This is a genomic window from Acetobacter orleanensis, assembly GCF_001581005.1.
GTDB classification, from domain to species: Bacteria; Pseudomonadota; Alphaproteobacteria; order Acetobacterales; family Acetobacteraceae; genus Acetobacter; species Acetobacter orleanensis.
On sequence record NZ_LHZV01000059.1, the window covers coordinates 53,562 to 71,949 of the forward strand.

The window sequence follows — 18,388 nt, forward strand, 5'->3', positions numbered from 1 at the left end:
CTTTCTTGCGGGGATTTTGACGGGGCAGTTTGAAGGAACAGTTTGGCTGGGCCGTTTGCGGGGACAGGATGATCGGGCCCGTCTGCCGGGTGGGCTGTTGAACGGGCATCTTGCCGGATTTCCTGTCGAGCTTGCGACTCAGCGTCTTACTGGGCTTCGACAGAGGCCAGAGCGATGGACTGTACGGACTGCCCATCCATGTAGAAAAACCTTCCCTGCACCGTGCCGCGCGCGGCACGGACGGCGGCGGACGCGGTGGACGCGCCCGGCAGCAGATACCAGCCTCGAGTGGACAGGACGGCATCAATACTCCGCCCGGCATCCGCATTGACGGCCTGCTTCTGTGCATCAGACAGAGTGACGTTAGGCTGGATGGCCCCAAAGGACAGGGCGGTATCAATCGTGCCCTGTACCGCCGTGGCAATCAGGGAATCTCCCACTGCGTTATAGGGAATTTGCCCCGCATTGGAGAACAGGCTGATGAGGTCATTCTGGAAGCTGGCGTTCATCCAGATCTGGTTGATATAGCTGTCCGCCCATGAAAAAGGGCCGGATACAGCGCCATTATTCAGAAAGCTGAATGTGGTATCCGTGCTTTTGTAAGACCCGTAAAAACTGTAGCCATTGCCCAGAAGCGCCTGCGCTTGTGAGGCCGTAAGGCTGGCCGGGGGCACACCGCTATTATTGCGGAACATGAGCGTGGTGCGGCCACTGGCCCGGTTGGGATTGATGCTCGCGGCCCAGCCAAGGCAGAGGGCGGCGGCCAGCGTGCCACCAGTGCCGGGGCTGTCCGTGTTGCACACGCACGTCAGGCCCGGTGTGCTGGCGGCGTTGACTGTCGCGCCGAAACTTGCGGCCGCGTTGGCGCTGAGGATGGTGGCGTCACTATCCTGCACAACGCCCCAGTAGCGGTTGGGGTGGGCCGCCAGCCATGTGGCGATCTGGGTTTTGGCGGCGGCGTCCGGTTCCTGCGCGAATAGGAAGGGGCCCCAGTCCGTTGCCTGATCGGCTGCGGTGGAGAGGTAGGTGCCGTAGTCCGTGGCGACCGGAGAGGCCGGAATCTGGAACAGATACAGTTTTTCCGGCGTGTCCTGCGCGTTGGTGTAGGCCGAGAAATAGATACTGGCGGTGCTGGCTTCCACAGAGGTCGCGCCGCAGGTTGCGGCAACCTCCGCCGCAGAAGCGAATGTGGACACGCCTGACGGCAGAACGGTGTTCTGAGAAAAGACCATGCCATTCAGCAGGCTGACGGTGCCACCCGGAGAGAGAACGCCCGGAGTGACGGTAACAAGGGAGCTGATGGGGAGCGTCATGCGGAAGGGAAACCCTGTGGACTGGTGACATCTGCCAGCACAAGCCGGGCGGCAGAGGCCATTGGTTGCGGGAGTGTGAGGACGAAGCTGGCCTGAAGGTGGAGGTCGATCTGCCACTGCTCTTCATATTGTCGCTCCCCGTTGACGAACGGGATCTGGCGGGCTGGCCCGGCATAGAGCGGGGCGATGCGCGGGGGTGGCCCTGAAGCAGACTGGCCAGCGGACTGACCTGAAGACGGGACTGAAAACTGGGCCGCAGACGTGCCCGCAAACGGGGTGGACGCGGGCATGACGCAAGCGGGTGGGACAGCAGAAGACGCGGCGGACCGGGCGACCGGGAGGCAGGCTGGAGGCGGCTGGCAGGAAAACGAACTGGCGGGACCGGGTGTGACAGAGCCGAGGAATGAGGGATTCTCAGACAATGCGGTGAAAAATTCCGCCGCCCAGCCATTCTGGAACAGGGTGCTGAGAGCCTGTGCATTATCCGCAGCACCCTGCCCGAACAGGCTGACCTGCACCGTACTCTCCTGCTGTTGCAGAATGATGCGGCTGGTCGCGGTGTAGCGCGTGGCGCTTGTGGCGATGCGCTGGTGCAGCAGTACCGTCATGAGCACGAAAGGGCCGTTGGGGGCGGCCATGCGGTTCTGTCTGGCCAGCAGCACCGGTGTATCCGGCGGCAGGACGGCCAGCAGAAATGCCCGCAGCGCCGTGGTGATGGCCGCCGTTACAGGGGGCAGGCTGGCGGACATTGTCGGGTAACCAGAAGTTTCGACCATTGGCCGCCTCCCCATGTTTCGGGCTGACCTGTGACCAGCCATTCCGAGCCTTCGAACATCAGAAGGTCACCGCCGAACTGGTGGGCGCGGTCTATGCCCTTGAGTTCCGCAGGCAGGTACACCACGCGGGTGTCTGTGCTTTGATTCAGCCCCGCGACCTGCGCGAGATCCTCGCTGGGGGCGGGCTGCACCATGATTGGGAGCAGAACCTCCACATATTGAGGGACAACCGTACCATCGGGCTGTGTGATGTTGCCCTCCTGCGCGCGCAGGGTGGCGAGGACAGGGGGCGTCAGACCGCTGACCTGTGCGGCGGCGAGACGGAACAGGCCCTTCATCCCTCCACCTGAAAGCTGACACCGTTCTGCAATGTTCCTGTTTCCAGAAGCGGTTTATCAAACCCCTTATGCCGGATTGTGGCCGGGGCATTGGAGGGCGTGTGCGTCTGCCGGATGGTCTGTGTGATATCCGCCTGCATGGTTTTCCCTACTGTGGTCAGCGCCTGTGTGGGAGCGCTGAGGCGCTGGACAAGGGTGTTCAGGGGCGGCTCTGTGGTCCCTGCCCCGCCAGCGCGGAGAGTGGCTTTGAGGGCCTCGGCCAGCTGGCGCACCCATGCGCTGCGCCGTTGCGCGACTGTCTGACGCAGGAAAGGGTGCGGCGGGATGATGACGCTGTGCCCGCCCCTGCCCCGCACCACGGCACCAAACTCCTGCACGGCTGCGATCGCGGCGACGGGGGTGCCGTCTGCTTCTGTAGCCGTTTTGAAAAATCCGGCTTTTACGCCGGGATTTCGGGGGGATATGGCGGGTGGCGGCGAAGAAAGGGGCATGGGAGACAGGCTTTCTCTGGGAAGAGAGTATGGGAGGGTCTGCCGGAAATGATCAGCGACCTATTTTTATGGCCATGACAGCGGCGTTTGCGGGAAACCCGGAACATATCGGGCCGTGCGCAGGAAGGCTGTGGCTGCCCAGTAGGCCGCGCCATAGGGGGTTTGCGCCCACCATGCCTGAGAGGCCGTGACCGGCCCCATATCGGCCTCGACCGCCACGCTGCCCATTCTGGCAGAGGTGATGCGGCCAACCAGTGCGGGTTGGTCCGTGCCGGGTGTCGCCACACCAAACCCCAGTTGCGCCAGATGGGCGGTGATAAGCCCCAGCAGAGTGGCGCGACGCGTCAGGTCCGGGACGGGCGAGGTGTCATCATTCGCAAGAAACAGACTGGCCTGATCAAAACAGGCCTGTGCGCCCTCCGCCCCGACAGTGGTAAACAGGGCAGGATAACGGACTTGCCAGACCTGCACGTCAAACAGCACGGAGGGCATGGGGAATTTCCTTACTCATTTCACCCCGGAATACAGGGAGTCCCGGTTTGGTTCTGAAGCGGGATGTGTCGCTGATGAGTTCAAGCGAAACGGAATTGGTATAAGTCCGAACACCAGACGTGCAGGACAGACTTGTGAGCGAACTGGCGGATTGGGGCCGGGCGTATGGCAGACGCCCACGCTCCGTGCCCGGTCAGACCGGTGTTATGCCGGGGGCTGGCGTGGCGGGGTTGAGAGGTTCCGTGCCTGTGCGGAGTGTTGCCTGCTCCCGCGCCTGTCCGGTGGCTTTTTCCACCGTATTCTGTGCGAAGATCAGGCCGTTTTTCAACGGTGGAAAATCCGCATAGGCGCGGGACCATGCGGCCCAGAATTCTGCCGGGACAGGGGTCAGCCCATAGCCGCCAACAACTGCGGACGCACGGGTACCTGCCAGTTCATGCCGGGCCGCCCCCAGCGAGAGGATGAGGCCATTGGGCAGTTTGCAGCCGATGGTGACAGTAGACGGTATGGCCATGCCGGGGGCTTCCTTGCAATAACATGTTTGGCAAAAAATCAGGTTTGCCGACGCGGTGGAGAGTGTCCTAGGACCGCGCCGGGCAGACAGGTGAGCGACGCTGTAAGACGCCGTTACAGACCCGTCATGGTGGCGATGCCAGCGGGGACATAGATGACGGCACCCCATGTGCCCTGAGACAGCTTCTGTTTCCATGCGGAAGCTTCCGTTACCACGGCATGGGTGCGGAGTTTTTCCGTAAAGGCTGTTTCCGCCGTTTTCTGCGCGCCGACATGCTCCGCCATAACCTGCATGGTCTGGACAGTGCTGCCCGTGGCGTCTCCATACTCGACAGCCTGCACAAAACGCAGGTTGGGGTATGAGTCTTTCAGCAGGGAGGCAGCAGATAGACCGAAGCTGTTACGGCGGGTGAGCAGGCCCATGCGCGTGGGGGAAAGGCCGACGACCATCGGGGTTTCCGTATCCACCAGCCCCGCCGTCTGGCTGCGCAACTGGTTGATGAGGGCGATGACGTCATCCTGCCGCTCTTCCGGCGTGGCGACTGTCCAGTCCGTCCCGCCAGCCGCCTTGACGGCGGGGGTGATGGCGGCAGGCAGGCGCGGGTCATTCAGATACCCGTACAGGCGCAGACCGCTGATACCGAAAAAGTAGGTCTGGTTCTGGAATTTGTTCAGCTTGAGCGCAGCGGCTTCCCGCAGACTGGCCGCCCACTGGAGGCGGGCCTGACCGGCGAGGGCCAGTTCCATTTCCCCCCATGAGACGAAGACCTGATAATGGTAGGACTGGCGATCCGGGTAGGTCGGGTTCAGGCTGACCTGCCCGTTGCCGTTCCAGTCCCCATAACTGGACACTTCGCCTGTGGTCTCGATCATCGGGAAAATGGCCGTGCGGGTCACCCAGTTCCCCTTGCGGACTTCCCCCAGCAGTTCCGCCGCACGCATGGGGGCGAACGCGACCTTGATGAGCGCCGGGTCCACCCATGCGCTCATGAAGGCCGGAATGCCGCCGCTGGCGGTTGTGGACAGCGCGGGCTGGGCATCCTGCGCCAGAGCATCTGACGCAAGCAGGCTGTTGGCGATCATGCCGCGTGCTTCCGGCATGATGAAGCCGAGGCGGTTGAGTTCAGCCAGATGTGTTGTGAAATCGCTCATACAGCGTGGCTCCAGCTTGAAGTTTTGACAAGTTCACCCGCAGCACAAGCCGAGGCGACGTAAAAGCGGGTCTGCACCGCGCCGGAGACCGTGCTTCCGGCTGCGGCGGTGCTGAGACTGCCGTTCGTAGTGGAGGCGAACACGGCCTGACCCGGTGTGGCGGCGGTGGTGGTGCTGGCCCAGAAATCTCCTGCCGTGAACAGGCTGACCGGGAAACCCTGCGGGATGATCTGGGTGCTTTCATCAAACAGGCTGCTGATCTGGCCTGTGAGATCCCGATGCACGAAGCCATCCGGGGCGGTGGTGGCACCGTTGGCGGGCGCGTTGGCCACGCTGCGGCCATCGGCCTGCACCCAGCCGAACGCGCCTATGGTGCAGCCTCCGGCAGCGGCGACCAGTGCGCCCTCCCCTGCCGGGAAAGTGGCCGTCGGGTTGAGGGATGCGAACGCCCCCGGCAGACCGGGAGCGGGCTGGGTGTTGATCTGTGTCTGAAATGCCATGGATTATGCTTTCACCGTAATGCGGCCAAGACCGAACGTGTCCCGAAAAGAGGTGGTTTTCTCTGCATCCATACCGAGCGGAGACGTGTGGAATTTCAGGCGAGCGACTTGCTGGAACAGCGGTTTGTAAGCCTCTTCCGGCAGGCCGGTGAGGTCCACGCCCTGCTCACGCAGCGCAAAGCCATAAACGGCGGTCGCGCTGTCCATTGTGACATCCCCTACAAACGGACGCACTGCGGCACGAGCCGCATGAAGAGCGTCCATCCGGCGAATCACTTCTGCTTCCGCCTGCTGCACAGCCTGCGTCAGGGCGGCGTCCATGGTGGTGGGTGCTGGCGTTGTGGACGTTGAAGTACCCGCCGTTGATATAGATAGTGCTCCGGACGGCTGTGGTGTGGGGGGAAACTGGGTAAGCGAGGCTGAAGCAGCGGTCGGGCTACCGGAGTGGGGCTGTGTACCGGCGGGAAAGGTGGTGGGACACGTGGCTAGGGATATCATGGAGGATAGAACAGGCTCCGTGACGGAGGATGATACCAAAGGTATTGAGAAAGCGTTTGGCCCTGCCAGAGTGTTTTCAGTCTGCCCGAAGAAAGGTCGGGAAGGGTCGGGCTGCGGAGGTGTGGGCTGTGTCATGAAGGCATGATCCCTGTGCGGGGCGGAGGCGGAATCACCAATAATGGCGGTTGTCACACGCGGCTGGGTGACGAGGGCGAGGTGGTTAAAGGTGATGTCTGTCATGGTCAGGCTGTACGGGGTGCCGTCCTGCACACCACTTTGCGGGAGTGCGCGGTAGCGATAGCCTGCGGAGACGGCGCGTTGCTGCCCGCTCTCGATTGCGGCAATGGCAGCGTGGTCCCATACCGTCAAGCTGCCGATCAGATCGGGGCTTTCAAACCGGATATCGCTCCCGACAGCCCCGACGGTGATCTCTTTTGGGTGGTCTTGCGCCGAGACCGGCTGGTGCTGCATGAGAATGGGTTTGCCCGCCATGCTGGCGGCGGCGCGGGCCAGTGCCTGTGGGTCCCGATACACCTGATATAGCCTGTCCGGCTCTAGCCCTAGAGCCTCCGCGCCGGGAATTTCCGACCCGTAATAGGGGCAGACCGTGGCGGCGGAGAGGATGCAGCGGGTGATATGCAGATGACCATCGACATCGGTGTGGCGCACGGAGCGGTCCAGCGCCAGAACGACGGCATCCCTGCGCTGGCGGGGAGTGGCACTCCTGGTCATGGCGGGTGGGATGCCAAAACTTGAGGGGATGCTGTCAGAAATGCGGGAACCGGGGGCTGTGGTATACTGGGGAGAGGACGGGTCAGGAGGTGTCATGCGTTGTCCTGTCTCGGGATTTTGGAACTGTGGCATAAGGAGCCGGGAGCAGATGGGCTGCTTTTTGCGGCGCGAGCTTCCGAAAGCGGGCGGTCAGGGTGCTGGCGGATTGCGCGCGGCGATGGATGGTCTGACGGTAGCAGGCACAGAAATAGCTGGGGCTGGCGGACCAGATCCGACGATCTGGCAAGAACAAACCCGGCGGCGGACGGGTCAGGCCGCTGGCGGTGTGCCTGCGAGATTGACGGCAGCATACTGGCCACCAGCGTCATGCGCGGTGCGGGACCGGGCTTCCGTGGGGGTGATGATGCCGGAGCGGATGTTCTGGGCATCGATATCTGCACGGGTTTTCTGAAGTGTGGCGCGGGCGAGTTCATCCATCTGCCAGAGGGAGACGAAGGTAAAGTCGATATCCGGGTCGATTTCACCCCACAGGTTCAGCATGACCATGTGCAGGATGGTGGTCAGGTTCCTGCGGTAAAATGTTTCCTGAAAAGCATGCACACGATCATAAAAAACCCGGATTTCACCATCGGCTGAAGCGTTCAGGCCGCTGGGCGTGATGCCGGTGAATTTGACCAGAGGTTCCTGCGCCACCGCGCACATCTGCTCCTGCGCCTGTGCCTGAAGCCGGTCTAGCCCGGCAAGAGGGGCCGCCAGAAGCTCCAGTTTCTCCCTGTCCTTATCCAGAACGAAGGTGCCGCGATTGGAGCGGAAGCGATTGAAGGCTTCCACACGGCTCAGCAGCCCTTCCGGGTCCTGCGCATAGGCGGACATGTCTGTCGAGAGCGCCACGATGGAAAACGCATTGAGCAGGTCCGACACAGACTGACGGGTGCGCAGCCAGTTATCCACCGCAGGGCGCGCCATTTGCGAAAGAGACAACCCGCCAAAATTATAAGCAGGTTTGAGAAGGTCCGGTACCGGGCGCGATACAAACTGCAACAGCCGTGTGCTGTGCAGCAGGCCGCCCTGCACCCACCAGCGGCTAGGCTGGTAGAACTCTGCGCTGAGGGGATTTGTGGTGTCATACTGGTCTGGTGTGGTCCAGACGGGTTCGATCGGCACGAGCGCGCGGAGGGAACCTTTACGGAAAGTTTCCGGGCGGAGCAGCAGGGGTGTTTCCAGCGCGCCGCCAGTACGGGGCTGGCCGGTATCCACATAGAGCAGACCCATGCCGTAATAGCCGTCATACTCCGCCATGCGGCGCAGGACATCCCGCACGTTCAGGCGGAGGAAGTCACGTTCCAGATCCGCAAGGCGCTGCTTTTTGTCCGCCGTGCCCCGGGCGCGGAAGGTGATCCATTCCCGCGTGGCTTCAGCCGCGATGACTTCCACCATATGACGGTATTCAGCCCGCTGGGACATTTCCGCCAGACGAGGATAGCCGGGAAAGGCCACGCCCTCCGCCACGGCCTGCCGCAGCCAGCCCAGCAGACCGGGATTGGTGGCTGCGGCACTGTCCATGACCAGATGGGTCCGGCCATCCCCGCGAACACCTTTGGGCGGCTGGTAGGGGCGGAAAATATCCGCCTGCCCCATGTGGCTTTGCGGACGAAGAGTTTCCGCCAGCGCGCGCGGGCCGATGCCGGTGGAAGCCGGTTGAGTCGAAAGCACAGGATCGCAGGGCAGTCTCAGGCGGGGTTCTTTACGAGAAGTGAGCTGAGAATCTGGTGTGGTGGCTTTTGTGGAGGCTTTGCTGTGCGCGCTTGCGGAAACGAGCGTCGGGCAACTGCTTGCGGGGAGGGACATCGCGGCGCTGGTCGGCTGGGAAGAACGCGATGTGCGCAGGCTGGTTGGAAGGCGACAAGATTGCGAGGAAAACCAGCGGGAGAGGAAGGAATTACGAAGCACGAGAAGGACACTCCAGAACAGAGGGTGCGCGGCAGTAAGAGAAACAGGCGGTGCGTGCTGGGTGTTGCTTTGCGATAGTGGCGCGGGGTTGCCGATGGTAGAGTCCACGGCAGCGGCAGTTGAGCGACATCACAAAAGCTACAGACTGTGGAACCCGGAGCTTGTATACGGGTTACGGATTGCGGATTGTCAGAATTGAAGGAACATCCGGTATGAAAACAGGTTTGACGAAGGCGCTGGCAGCTGGGCTGTTGCTGGGTGTTATGGCCTCACCACTCGCCAATGCGGCGGATACGGCCACGGGGACGCTGGTGGGCACAAAGGGCACGGATATCGGCACTGTGAAAGTGACGAACGCGCCCGGGGGTGTAGTGCTGCGTGTAAGCGTGCATGACCTCACACCCGGATGGCATGGAATGCATTTCCATGAGAAAGCGAGTTGTGAAGCTCCGAAATTTACTAGTGCAGGCGCGCATGTGCACACCACCAAGCCGGTTGTGCATGGACTACTGCATGAGAATGCTAATGATGATGGAGACTTGCCGAACCTGTATGTCGGGCCAGACGGTCAGGGAACGGTGGAACTCTATTCCACGCTGGTGTCTCTCAAACCCGGTAGCCCACGGGCTGCTTTGCTAGAGAACGGTGGGGCGGCTCTGGTGATTCACGCGCATCCGGATGATTACATCACGCAGCCGATTGGCGGCTCTGGGGACCGGGTGGCCTGTGCGGTGCTAAAAGCTGGGTCTTAAACGCGGGAAGTGTGCAAAGGCAGGGAGCGCCTGTGAAACGCTCCCTGCCCTGCTTGACACGGAAAAGATGTGTCTGAAGGTATGACCTGAAAGATCAGGCTTCTTCAGTGTCCTCTTCCGGGTCTTCATCGTCTTCATAGACCAGTTCAACCGTGATGGTTGCGCTGTCACCTTCCTGAAGGGATTTGGCGTCCGCGTTGGCTTCGTCCTCGCTTTCGTAGAACTTACCTTCGTTGGGGTCTTCCTGCCACTCATTGCGAGGGTCCCAGAAGGTTACATCGCCGTCCTCGTCCTCGCGCTGGACGAGGTAGCCAACGATCACTTCGTTTTCATCGCTCATGATGTCATCGCTCATGGTCTTTTAATCCTTTAACTGACCCGTCACCTATGCAGCATGGACAGAAAAAAGGAAGAGCCTCAAGTGACGATTCTGCGTCAGCCTTGCCCTAAACGTCTGGCGGACCTGCTGAAAAAGGTTTCCTCACGTCTGACATTACACTGTGGAACAGGTGTGTGACACAAGCCTTTATGCCTTATGTTACTTTCCAATGACCTTCGGAGTTTTATGATGAATCGTGCTCTGACACCGCTGCACCGCCTTGTGCGGATTGCCCTTCTGACCCCTCTGCTAGCCGGTCCTGTGATGATGGCAACGCTGGCAGCCCCTGCCGCCCACGCCGCGCTGGCGGACGGCGTAACCGCGCCGGACTTCACCCTCAGCGGTGCACTGGGTGGAAAGCCCATCACCTTCTCGCTTAAGGAAGAACTCAAGAAGGGGCCAGTGGTGCTGTATTTCTTCCCCTCCGCCTTCACCAGTGGCTGCACGCTAGAAGCCCACGCGTTTGCTGAGGCGATGCCGACCTTTCAGAAGCTCGGCGCTACAGTGGTGGGAGTGACGGCGGGTAATATCGACCGCGTGTCCGAGTTCTCCAAAGAGGAATGCCGCAGCGCGTTCCCCGTGCTGGCAGACCCCGGCGCGAAGGTGGCCAGACTGTATGACAGCCAGAAAACACAGGGATCTTTTGTGCTGTCCTCCCGCACATCCTTTGTGGTGAGCCCGGAGGGGCGGATTGTGCTGAGCTATACCTCCAGCGACCCGGAAACCCATGTGCAGAAAACATTGGAGGCCGTGCAGGTCTGGCGGGTGGCACAGCCTGCGAGAAAAAAAGATTGAACACTGAGTAAAATAAGTTATCAGAACGGAAAATTCTGAGATTGCAGGTCCATGATCCCCAGACAGAGCGCGACACTGACAGGCCTTCTTGCCGTTTTGCTCTGGAGTGCCGTGGTCGGGATGATCCGAAGCATTACGGAAAGCTTTGGCCCGACCGCAGGCCCGGCCATGCTGTACACCATTGCCACGGGCCTGCTCTGGCTTACGCTAGGGGTGCCACGACTGCGGCGCTTCTCCCCGTCTTACCTATGTGTAGGCACGCTGCTGGCGGCGGGGTGCGAGCTGTGTCTGATCAACTCCATTGGCTATGCCAGATCCGAACAGCAGGCCATTGAAGTCGGCATGGTCAACTATCTGTGGCCGACGCTAACCGTTGTGGCCTCTATCCTGTTTAACGGAAAGAAGGCGAATGCCCTTATCTTTCCGGGCGTTTTTCTTTCTCTAACCGGGATATTCCGCATTCTGGCCGGGCAGAGTGGACTGAGCCTGTCCGCCTTTGCGCAGAATATTCAGGGTAATCCGCTCAGCTTCGGGCTGTCCCTGACCGGGGCTGTGCTATGGGCGCTGTATTCCTCTCTGACCACGCGCTCCGGCCGGGGACAGAATGCGGTGACGGTCTTTTTCCCATTGCTGGCTGTGCTGCTCTGGGGACATCTGCTGCTGACAGGCAGCACTGTCTTCCCACCCGGTAGCCTGACATTGCATGGGGTGGGCACCCTGGTGCTGGGCGCCGCGGCGCTGGGGTTTGGCTATGCCGCATGGAATGTGGGCATTCTGTACGGCAATATTACCGTACTGGCGGCGGCTTCCAACCTGATACCCATTTTTTCCGCCGTGCTAGCGGCGGCCCTGCTTCATACCTTTCTGCCGTTGGCCTTCTGGGAAGGAAGTCTGATTGTCTGCATAGGCTCCGCCCTGTGCTGGCTGGCGACACGCAGGCAGCCGTTACCTGCGGTGACGTCGCCGACACTGCCTCGCCCCTTGTCCTGCACGGGGGTGAAGGAGTAAGTCTGGCAACCTGATCTGATCCCGATTGCGGCAGGGCATGGTGTGTGGACTGGCATGGAAGCTGGCACGCGGCAAGCCCGGACTGGTCTGCAATCACACTTCTAGACTGGGTGTTGCCGTGACTGAGACCGATTTGCCGATTTGCGTTGCTGCGCTGTATCGCTTTACCCCGTTTGAAAATTTTGCCGATCTGCGTGGCCCGTTGCAGGCTGTGTGTGATGCAAACGGTGTGCAGGGCACACTGCTTCTGGCGCATGAAGGCATTAATGGCACCATTGCTGGCACGGATGCCGGGATCACGGCGGTACTGGAGCATATCCGCGCCCTGCCCGGCTGTGCGGAAATCGAGGTCAAATTTTCCCGTGCGCCGGATATGCCGTTCCTGCGTATGAAGGTCAGGCTGAAGAAAGAAATTGTGACCATGGGCGTGCCGGGGCTGGACCCGCGTTCCGACGTGGGCCACTACGTGCCTGCCGAGGACTGGAACGCGCTGCTGGAAAACCCAGACACCATTCTGATTGATACCCGCAATGATTATGAAGTCGCGGCGGGCACCTTCAGAGGCGCAATTGACCCGAAAACCCGGACATTCCGTGAATTTCCCGAATGGTTCCGCGCCCATCGGGCGGAACTGCTGGCGGACGGGCGCAAGCCGCGCATCGCCATGTTTTGCACCGGCGGTATCCGCTGTGAAAAGGCGACGGCCTTTGTGAAAGCCGAAGGGCTGGAGGAGGTTTATCACCTTCAGGGCGGCATTCTGAAATATCTGGAAAATGTTCCGGAAGACCAGAGCCTGTGGGACGGCGAGTGTTTTGTGTTTGACCAGCGCGTGACGGTGAAACACGGGCTGGAGCCGGGGTCTCTCGATCAGTGCCACGCTTGCCGGATGCCTCTGACCGCTGAAGAAATGGCCGCTCCAGAATATGAGCACGGGGTAAGCTGCCCGCATTGCTACAATGAGCGGGATGATAAACAGCGTGCCCGTTATGCCGAGCGCGAGCGGCAGGCGCAGCTTGCGGCGGAACGTGGGGAGGCGCATCTGGGCGCGCATATGGACGAAATTCGGGAGCGCAGGCGGCGGGAACGGGACGAGGAAATCCGTCGGCAGAATGAGAAGCGGCAGTCTATGGGCTGATTTTTCTCATATCCGAGAGAGGAAGTCCGGGGCGAAATGTGGCAGGGGTGTGCTGTCCGCTAGGGCGGTGAAGGCACCGGCGGCGGCGTCGACCTGATCGTCATGTCCGCCGCCGGGGAAGGCAGCGAGTTCTTCCAGAAACTGTGGGGTCCATGGGGCGCGTACGGCGAGAACGTTGCCCGCGTTGACCTGTGCAGCGAACGGGGCGGCGCGGGTGGCTTTATCGCCTGTTTCCCGCACGGTGCTGACCTGATATCCCGCGAGACGGCCTGTGAGGTAACGGGCCTGTGCGACACCGGCCTGCCCCGGGTCCTGCGGCAGGATGATGCGAGTTGCGGGACCATCCTGCGCGGCGGTTGCCAGAAGAGTTGCTTCCACCTGAGCGGGATCGCCCCGAAAGCGGGTGACATCCAGCACGCAGAAGCGACCGTCTGGCAGGCGGGCGAGTTTGACGCCGACTGTCCAATCCGCATCGCGCCCGGTGCCCTGCCGGGTGGCGGCGAGGTCCCATCGTCGGACCATTTGACCACCAGCGGGGGCGGCCTGCTGCACGGTGATCATGCCGGTCTGGAACAGGGTTCCCTCAGGCGGAATGGGGGATTGCTGATAGAGCGCGCCCCACTCCCGCGTGCCGATGGCAAGACGGATGCGGGCGAGTTCCGGCTCTGGGAAAGCCTCTGGCCAAAGAGCGGCACCGGAGGGGCGGTCGAGAGGATCTTCCGCTTCGGCAAGGGCTGGCAGGCGGAGAATGTCCCAGTGTTCTCCTGTGCCATTCTGCATGTCATCCAGCAGGCGGCCTGCGAGGTCATCCGGTGACCAGCGTGTCATGACCAGCACGATAGCTCCGCCGGGCATGAGACGGGTGCGTAGAACGGCGCGGTACCAGTCCCACACTGCGGCACGGCGAACGCGGCTTTCAGCTTCCTGACGGTCCTTGACGGGGTCATCCACAATGGCAAGATCAGCCCCTTTACCGGTCAGCCCGCCACCGAGGCCCATGCTGGTATAAAAACCGCCCTGCCCCGTGTGCCATGCATTCCGTGCGCTGCTATCTGCTGCCAACGTGACCGTGGGAAACAGGGAGCTAAAGCGACGGGATGCAACGAGGTTGCGTACGTCTCGCCCGAAATCCTGTGCGAGAGATGCCCCGTAAGAGGCGCAAACGACCTGCTTTGTGGGATTGCGCCCAAGATACCATGCCGGAAAACGCTTGCTGGTCAGCTCAGATTTTCCATGCCGTGGCGGCATGAAGACCATGAGGCGGGTGATGAGTCCGCGTTCCACCGCGTTCAGCTTTTCACAAAGTAAATGGTGATGGGCACCGGCGTTATAACCCGGCATTGTGTAGCGTGTGAAATCAAGAAGCCCCTCTCTGGCCGCGCTGCGGCGGGCAAGTTCAGTCTGGGCCGCTTGCTGGGCCTGTTTGCGCAAGAGTACTGAGCTCATCATCCGAAAACTCTTCAACACCACGGCGGACAACCGCATTCATGGACAGACCTGCCAGCTTGGGATGCAGGTAAGGAGCTGCGACCTTGGCGGCGTCAAACTGCCGATCTGTAATGGTCTCGTCCCCCAGCATGACACGCGTGAAAATATCCAACGGGGTGACAGGGGTGGATTTTCTGGAGCGTCGCTTTGGAGTTACTACTTTTTCTACCATGAGTTTTCAGAAAAAATGTAAGGCACGGGGTGAGCGAGGCTCCGCACGGTGTACTGGCACACGATACGCACCACTACAGGAAACAGCCTCATAAAATCTGCTATTATGTCTCTGCACTCTGCCAGTGTAACTCTCTTCGCAAAAATTCTGCTGGGTTGCTTCTTCCTGCCTGCGATCCCTGAGTTCCGTAAGCAGGGAGTAGACAAGTCGATCTGTCAGATTGGGACTGAACTGGCCGCGCGCCGTAAGCCCACGCGTGGAGCGCCGTAACACCGGGCGGCACCGGATGCGTGCGCCATCCGGGCAGCCAGTCTGCAAGGCTTCCGCCCATGGGATGGAAAGATCGGCCCGGTGGTGGTTTTCTGCCTGCGTAAGAATGGGACAAAACACCAGAAAGACGCCTTGACGTGCCGCCAGAACCCACCATGTGGCGGCGGAACAGAAAACGGCACCCGCACGCAGGCCTGAAGCCGGGGATACACCCGCCATGAGGACTCCTGACACGTTCTGCTCGGCTGCATGAAAGCAGCCTGCTTCCGAATTATTTTGAGAAACTTATGTGCTGCGGAGGGTTTAAAAAATCCCCCGGGCAGAACTGTTGTGATGATGACAAAGGAATAGAAGTGACCACGCGCACAAACAAGCTTTTCTGGCGGAAAAAATAAGGACCGTACGATGGTGCAAGAAATAGAGATTGATAATGAAGGGGTTTTATAACGGACGTGAGTGCCTTCAATAAAAAATCATTAACTCTCCCGATGTCTCTGTAATTCAGTCTAAAAATGCATCAGCAAGATGCCCGGAACCTAAGAAAAAAAATTATCCAAAATGATCTATTTTGCTATTTTTTCTGGTTGAGACGGTTCTGCCGCCCTGATACGTGCGGACAAAGTGCCCACGGCTTTCATCCTACTGAAGTCTAACATGCGCTGTTATACCCAGAGGATAAAAACGTTCAGGCTGCTCTTGCTCTCATCCTTGAAAAAATGCGGCCTGAATGAACTCCTTCTGCGCGCGCGTGTTGAAATGAAATAAAAAGAGCTGCATGACAGTTTTACTTGCGTGCCAACCGCTTTATTACATAAAATTCATCTTAATGAGGCTCCGGCACGCTTTCGTGACCGTGTGCCAGAAGGACGGGATAGACACACGATGACACGGACACGCCGTTACTTACTTGGACTAGTGGCTGTACTGGTTCTTGCCGGAGCCGGAACCTACAGATTTGTACTCCGACCGGAAGCTGCTCAGCTTCCTGTTTCCGAAGGTGTAGGACCACACCCCAAACTGCCGCCGCCCAATGCTACCCTGATGCCTACGGTCAATATCGCTCGACCGCTTGGTTGGAAAAACGGTGAGATGCCTCATGCCTCTGAAGGGTTGAGTGTGAAAGCCTTTGCAACCGGGCTGAACCACCCCCGCTGGCTGTATGCCTTGCCGAATGGAGATGTGCTGGTGGCGGAAACCAATTCCCCCGGCACAGATAAAACGACTTTTAAAAACCGGATTGCCAGAGCTATTCAGGGGCTTGTGGGTGCGGACGTTCCCAGCCCGAACCGAATTATCCTGCTGCGGGATGCCGATGGAGATGGGGTAGCTGAAAAGCAAAGCGTGTTTCTGGAACATCTGAATTCGCCTTTTGGCATGGCGCTAATCAAGGATACGCTTTATGTCGCCAATGCTGATGCAATCTGGCGCTTTCCCTACCAGACCGGGCAGATAACGCTGACCGCACCGGGAGAAAAAGTGGTGGACCTGCCCTCTGGCTACAACCATCATTGGACCAAGAATATTCTAGCGAGTCCAGACGGGCAAGCGCTCTACGTGACAATCGGCTCCAACAGTAATGTTGCAGAAAATGGCCTGCATGCGGAAGAAGGCCGTGCACGGATTGACAAACTCGACTTAACAACTGGAAAACTAACACCGTTTGCTACAGGTTTGCGTAACCCTAACGGAATGGCGTGGGAACCGCAGTCTGGTGCATTATGGACCGTAGTCAATGAGCGGGATGAAATCGGCAGTGATCTGGTCCCGGATTATCTGACGTCCGTGAAGGAAGGGGCATTTTATGGCTGGCCCTTCAGCTATTATGGCAGCCATGTGGATGTGCGAGTTAAGCCGCAGAATCCTGAACTTGTCGCTTCAGCCATTGCGCCGGATTATGCACTTGGTCCGCATACAGCAAGCCTTGGATTGGTCTTTGCGGAAGATAGCACCCTGCCCGCCGCATGGCGCAACGGGGCGTTTATTGCACAGCACGGCTCTTGGAACCGTAGGCCCAAAAGCGGCTATAAAGTGATTTTTGTGCCGTTTTCAAATGGACACCCATCCGGCGCGCCGGTTGATGTGCTAACGGGTTTTCTGACTCCGGATGAAGACCATGTGCATGGTCGCCCTGTAGGGCTGGCGCTGGACCAGACGGGGGCGTTGCTGGTGGCGGATGACGTTGGGAATGTGGTTTGGCGGGTCTCTGACACACAGCTTGAACAGGACTTCCCGGCGCATGATAATGCGCCGTGACTGGAAACTATCGGCCTGATGCGGATTTAATCAGGCCGCAATAGCATCATACAGACCCACTCCAGAGAGACGGGAGAGGGTCTGGCGATAGGCTTCGACGGCCGGAGGATAGAGAATCCCGCGAATAAGCGAGAGGCTGTGCAGGTGAGCAAACAAATGAATATCATCTGTTGAGAGTACACCGTTGACAGCCTCCGGGCTGTGGATCAACGGAGTAAGCATTTTCAGCATGACGTTCAGGTTTCCGATTTCACCTTCATTGTTCTTGAAAATTTCAAAAAATGGACCTGTGGAGGCTTCCTTTTTTGTTAGGAAATAGGCACGGGCAGAGGTTGTTGCAAATTCCGGTAGCGGCGCACAAGCCACGCGCGGCAGGAACAGGCGGTAGAGCGTGCTGCTGGTCACGCTAATCCATTCCGTAATGGCCGGGGTGGGCGTGCCGGTGAGGACGGGCGTACCCTGTCGGTCGATATGAGTGACAATATCCATACTTTCGGGCATAAAATGCCCGTCTTCTTCCAAAATGGGCAGGGATTTCCGGCCGACCATGCCGATGGGCGTGGCTTCATCATCATTCAGCAGGATGATGCGTTCGTAAGGCAGGTTTTTCAGGCCGAAAATCATCTCTGCTTTCACGCAGAAAGGGCAGTGGTCATAAATATAGAGTTTGCGGGACATACTGCTCGGCTCCTTACTGGTGCGCTGGCTGGCGCGGTGGGTTACCCCTCTGCCCTGTTCTAAAATGCCCCTACGCGTCAAGCCTGTTCTGTCCGAGCGACGAGTTCCATGTCTGGTTGGGGGGCTTTGTTTCTGGTTGCGCGGTCGGCTTTGGTGGCCTTGCGTTCGGCCTCCTGCCGTGCTGCGAGCTGTTCAAGTAGCAGCGCGCATTGGGCAGCTATTTTCCGTTGAGACGACCCTGCCGAAATGGCTGGAAACAGTGCCTCACCCATGGCGCGGAATGAGAGTTCATCCACTAACAGCATCCGCAGGCGCTGATGTGCGCACAGGCCCAGAGCGTCCCGCACGGCGGTAATGCGCGCCATGGCGCGGGCTCGCACGAGTTGCCATGAGACGGCATCATGCCGTGTCAGAGTACTGGGGCGGTGTTGGTCTGAAAACTCCACGTAATCACAGTAGCCAAAAACGTAATCCCGGTACCAACGCTCGGCGGCGTCCGCAGCGAGTTGGGTAATGTCACCAACCTGAAGGAGTGCCTGCACTGTGCGTAAGACACGAGGAGGTGCTGTGCCGACAAATTCGGAACGGGCGCGGCGTTCCGGCGTGGGGCCGTTTTCTGCACAGGCGTCGAGCAACGTGTGGCGGGACACGGTTTTAGATTTTGCCATGAAAGTTCCATTAGAAAAGCGGTGTTGCCACGTGT

22 protein-coding genes are annotated in these 18,388 nt (G+C 59.7%); 5 read left to right on the forward strand and 17 right to left on the reverse strand.

Annotation, left to right across the window (positions count from 1 at the left end; translation table 11 throughout):
• Positions 1-146: 146 nt before the first annotated feature.
• The 11 genes from AD949_RS06500 to AD949_RS06545 form a co-directional block, all read right to left on the reverse strand.
• Entirely contained in the window at positions 147-1,313 is a 1,167-nt protein-coding gene (locus tag AD949_RS06500) for a DUF3383 family protein (RefSeq protein WP_048836412.1), read from the reverse strand.
• Entirely contained in the window at positions 1,310-2,089 is a 780-nt protein-coding gene (locus tag AD949_RS06505; RefSeq protein ID WP_141325338.1) for a phage neck terminator protein, read from the reverse strand. The genes AD949_RS06500 and AD949_RS06505 overlap by 4 nt, the downstream gene beginning before the upstream one ends.
• A complete protein-coding gene (locus AD949_RS06510; protein WP_048836413.1) occupies positions 2,038-2,427 on the reverse strand; it encodes a hypothetical protein in 390 nt (129 codons plus the stop codon). The genes AD949_RS06505 and AD949_RS06510 overlap by 52 nt, the downstream gene beginning before the upstream one ends.
• Positions 2,424-2,918 carry a hypothetical protein gene (locus tag AD949_RS06515; RefSeq protein ID WP_048836414.1) on the reverse strand — a complete coding sequence of 165 codons (495 nt, stop codon included), beginning with the start codon at positions 2,916-2,918 and terminating at the stop codon, positions 2,424-2,426. The genes AD949_RS06510 and AD949_RS06515 overlap by 4 nt, the downstream gene beginning before the upstream one ends.
• Before the next feature lie 66 nt (positions 2,919-2,984).
• Positions 2,985-3,410, reverse strand: a complete 426-nt coding sequence (locus AD949_RS06520) for a DUF4054 domain-containing protein (RefSeq protein ID WP_048836415.1) — start codon at positions 3,408-3,410, stop codon at positions 2,985-2,987.
• Positions 3,411-3,603: 193 nt separating this feature from the next.
• Positions 3,604-3,924: a hypothetical protein gene (locus AD949_RS06525; protein WP_048836416.1), complete on the reverse strand. Its 321-nt coding sequence runs from the start codon at positions 3,922-3,924 to the stop codon at positions 3,604-3,606.
• A gap of 113 nt (positions 3,925-4,037) precedes the next feature.
• Positions 4,038-5,075, reverse strand: coding sequence for a major capsid family protein (locus AD949_RS06530; protein ID WP_048836417.1), 1,038 nt, complete (start codon positions 5,073-5,075; stop codon positions 4,038-4,040).
• Positions 5,072-5,575, reverse strand: coding sequence for a structural cement protein Gp24 (locus AD949_RS06535; RefSeq protein ID WP_048836418.1), 504 nt, complete (start codon positions 5,573-5,575; stop codon positions 5,072-5,074). Before AD949_RS06535 ends, AD949_RS06530 begins: the two co-directional genes overlap by 4 nt.
• A 3-nt stretch (positions 5,576-5,578) precedes the next feature.
• Positions 5,579-6,901, reverse strand: a complete 1,323-nt coding sequence (locus tag AD949_RS14540; RefSeq protein ID WP_052944582.1) for a DUF2213 domain-containing protein — start codon at positions 6,899-6,901, stop codon at positions 5,579-5,581.
• Positions 6,888-7,091, reverse strand: coding sequence for a hypothetical protein (locus tag AD949_RS14085; RefSeq protein WP_141325336.1), 204 nt, complete (start codon positions 7,089-7,091; stop codon positions 6,888-6,890). Before AD949_RS14085 ends, AD949_RS14540 begins: the two co-directional genes overlap by 14 nt.
• 23 nt (positions 7,092-7,114) lie before the next feature.
• The gene (locus AD949_RS06545) at positions 7,115-8,755 is read right to left on the reverse strand and encodes a DUF1073 domain-containing protein (protein ID WP_244463407.1); all 1,641 of its coding nucleotides are present in this window, start codon (positions 8,753-8,755) and stop codon (positions 7,115-7,117) included.
• A 212-nt stretch (positions 8,756-8,967) separates the two neighbouring features.
• On the opposite strand from AD949_RS06545, the gene sodC reads away from it, so the two are divergent.
• Complete coding sequence (sodC, locus tag AD949_RS06555; RefSeq protein WP_048836420.1) at positions 8,968-9,507, forward strand: superoxide dismutase[Cu-Zn]; 540 nt, start codon at positions 8,968-8,970, stop codon at positions 9,505-9,507.
• 94 nt (positions 9,508-9,601) lie between these two features.
• On the opposite strand, the gene AD949_RS06560 is transcribed toward sodC, so the two are convergent.
• Positions 9,602-9,862: a hypothetical protein gene (locus AD949_RS06560; protein WP_048836421.1), complete on the reverse strand. Its 261-nt coding sequence runs from the start codon at positions 9,860-9,862 to the stop codon at positions 9,602-9,604.
• Positions 9,863-10,072: 210 nt separating this feature from the next.
• Between AD949_RS06560 and AD949_RS06565 the strand changes: the two genes are divergently transcribed.
• The 3 genes from AD949_RS06565 (at position 10,073) to trhO (ending at position 12,824) form a co-directional block, all read left to right on the forward strand.
• Complete coding sequence (locus AD949_RS06565; RefSeq protein WP_048836447.1) at positions 10,073-10,681, forward strand: peroxiredoxin; 609 nt, start codon at positions 10,073-10,075, stop codon at positions 10,679-10,681.
• A 51-nt stretch (positions 10,682-10,732) separates the two neighbouring features.
• On the forward strand, positions 10,733-11,689 hold the full coding sequence (yddG, locus tag AD949_RS06570; RefSeq protein WP_048836422.1) for an aromatic amino acid DMT transporter YddG: 957 nt from the start codon (positions 10,733-10,735) through the stop codon (positions 11,687-11,689).
• Between the two features lie 118 nt (positions 11,690-11,807).
• On the forward strand, positions 11,808-12,824 hold the full coding sequence (trhO, locus tag AD949_RS06575) for an oxygen-dependent tRNA uridine(34) hydroxylase TrhO (protein ID WP_244463408.1): 1,017 nt from the start codon (positions 11,808-11,810) through the stop codon (positions 12,822-12,824).
• A gap of 6 nt (positions 12,825-12,830) precedes the next feature.
• On the opposite strand, the gene terL is transcribed toward trhO, so the two are convergent.
• From terL to AD949_RS06590, 3 genes are read right to left on the reverse strand one after another with little or no spacing between them, the layout of a single operon-like run.
• Complete coding sequence (terL, locus tag AD949_RS06580) at positions 12,831-14,273, reverse strand: phage terminase large subunit (RefSeq protein ID WP_048836423.1); 1,443 nt, start codon at positions 14,271-14,273, stop codon at positions 12,831-12,833.
• Positions 14,221-14,484, reverse strand: a complete 264-nt coding sequence (locus tag AD949_RS06585; protein WP_244463409.1) for a hypothetical protein — start codon at positions 14,482-14,484, stop codon at positions 14,221-14,223. Before AD949_RS06585 ends, terL begins: the two co-directional genes overlap by 53 nt.
• Before the next feature lie 6 nt (positions 14,485-14,490).
• Entirely contained in the window at positions 14,491-14,973 is a 483-nt protein-coding gene (locus AD949_RS06590; RefSeq protein ID WP_048836424.1) for a hypothetical protein, read from the reverse strand.
• A gap of 663 nt (positions 14,974-15,636) precedes the next feature.
• Between AD949_RS06590 and AD949_RS06595 the strand changes: the two genes are divergently transcribed.
• On the forward strand, positions 15,637-17,007 hold the full coding sequence (locus tag AD949_RS06595) for a PQQ-dependent sugar dehydrogenase (RefSeq protein WP_048836425.1): 1,371 nt from the start codon (positions 15,637-15,639) through the stop codon (positions 17,005-17,007).
• 30 nt (positions 17,008-17,037) lie between these two features.
• On the opposite strand, the gene grxB is transcribed toward AD949_RS06595, so the two are convergent.
• Positions 17,038-17,685 carry a glutaredoxin 2 gene (gene grxB / locus AD949_RS06600; RefSeq protein WP_048836426.1) on the reverse strand — a complete coding sequence of 216 codons (648 nt, stop codon included), beginning with the start codon at positions 17,683-17,685 and terminating at the stop codon, positions 17,038-17,040.
• 77 nt (positions 17,686-17,762) lie between these two features.
• Entirely contained in the window at positions 17,763-18,353 is a 591-nt protein-coding gene (locus AD949_RS06605; RefSeq protein WP_048836427.1) for a hypothetical protein, read from the reverse strand.
• Positions 18,354-18,388: the final 35 nt, after the last annotated feature.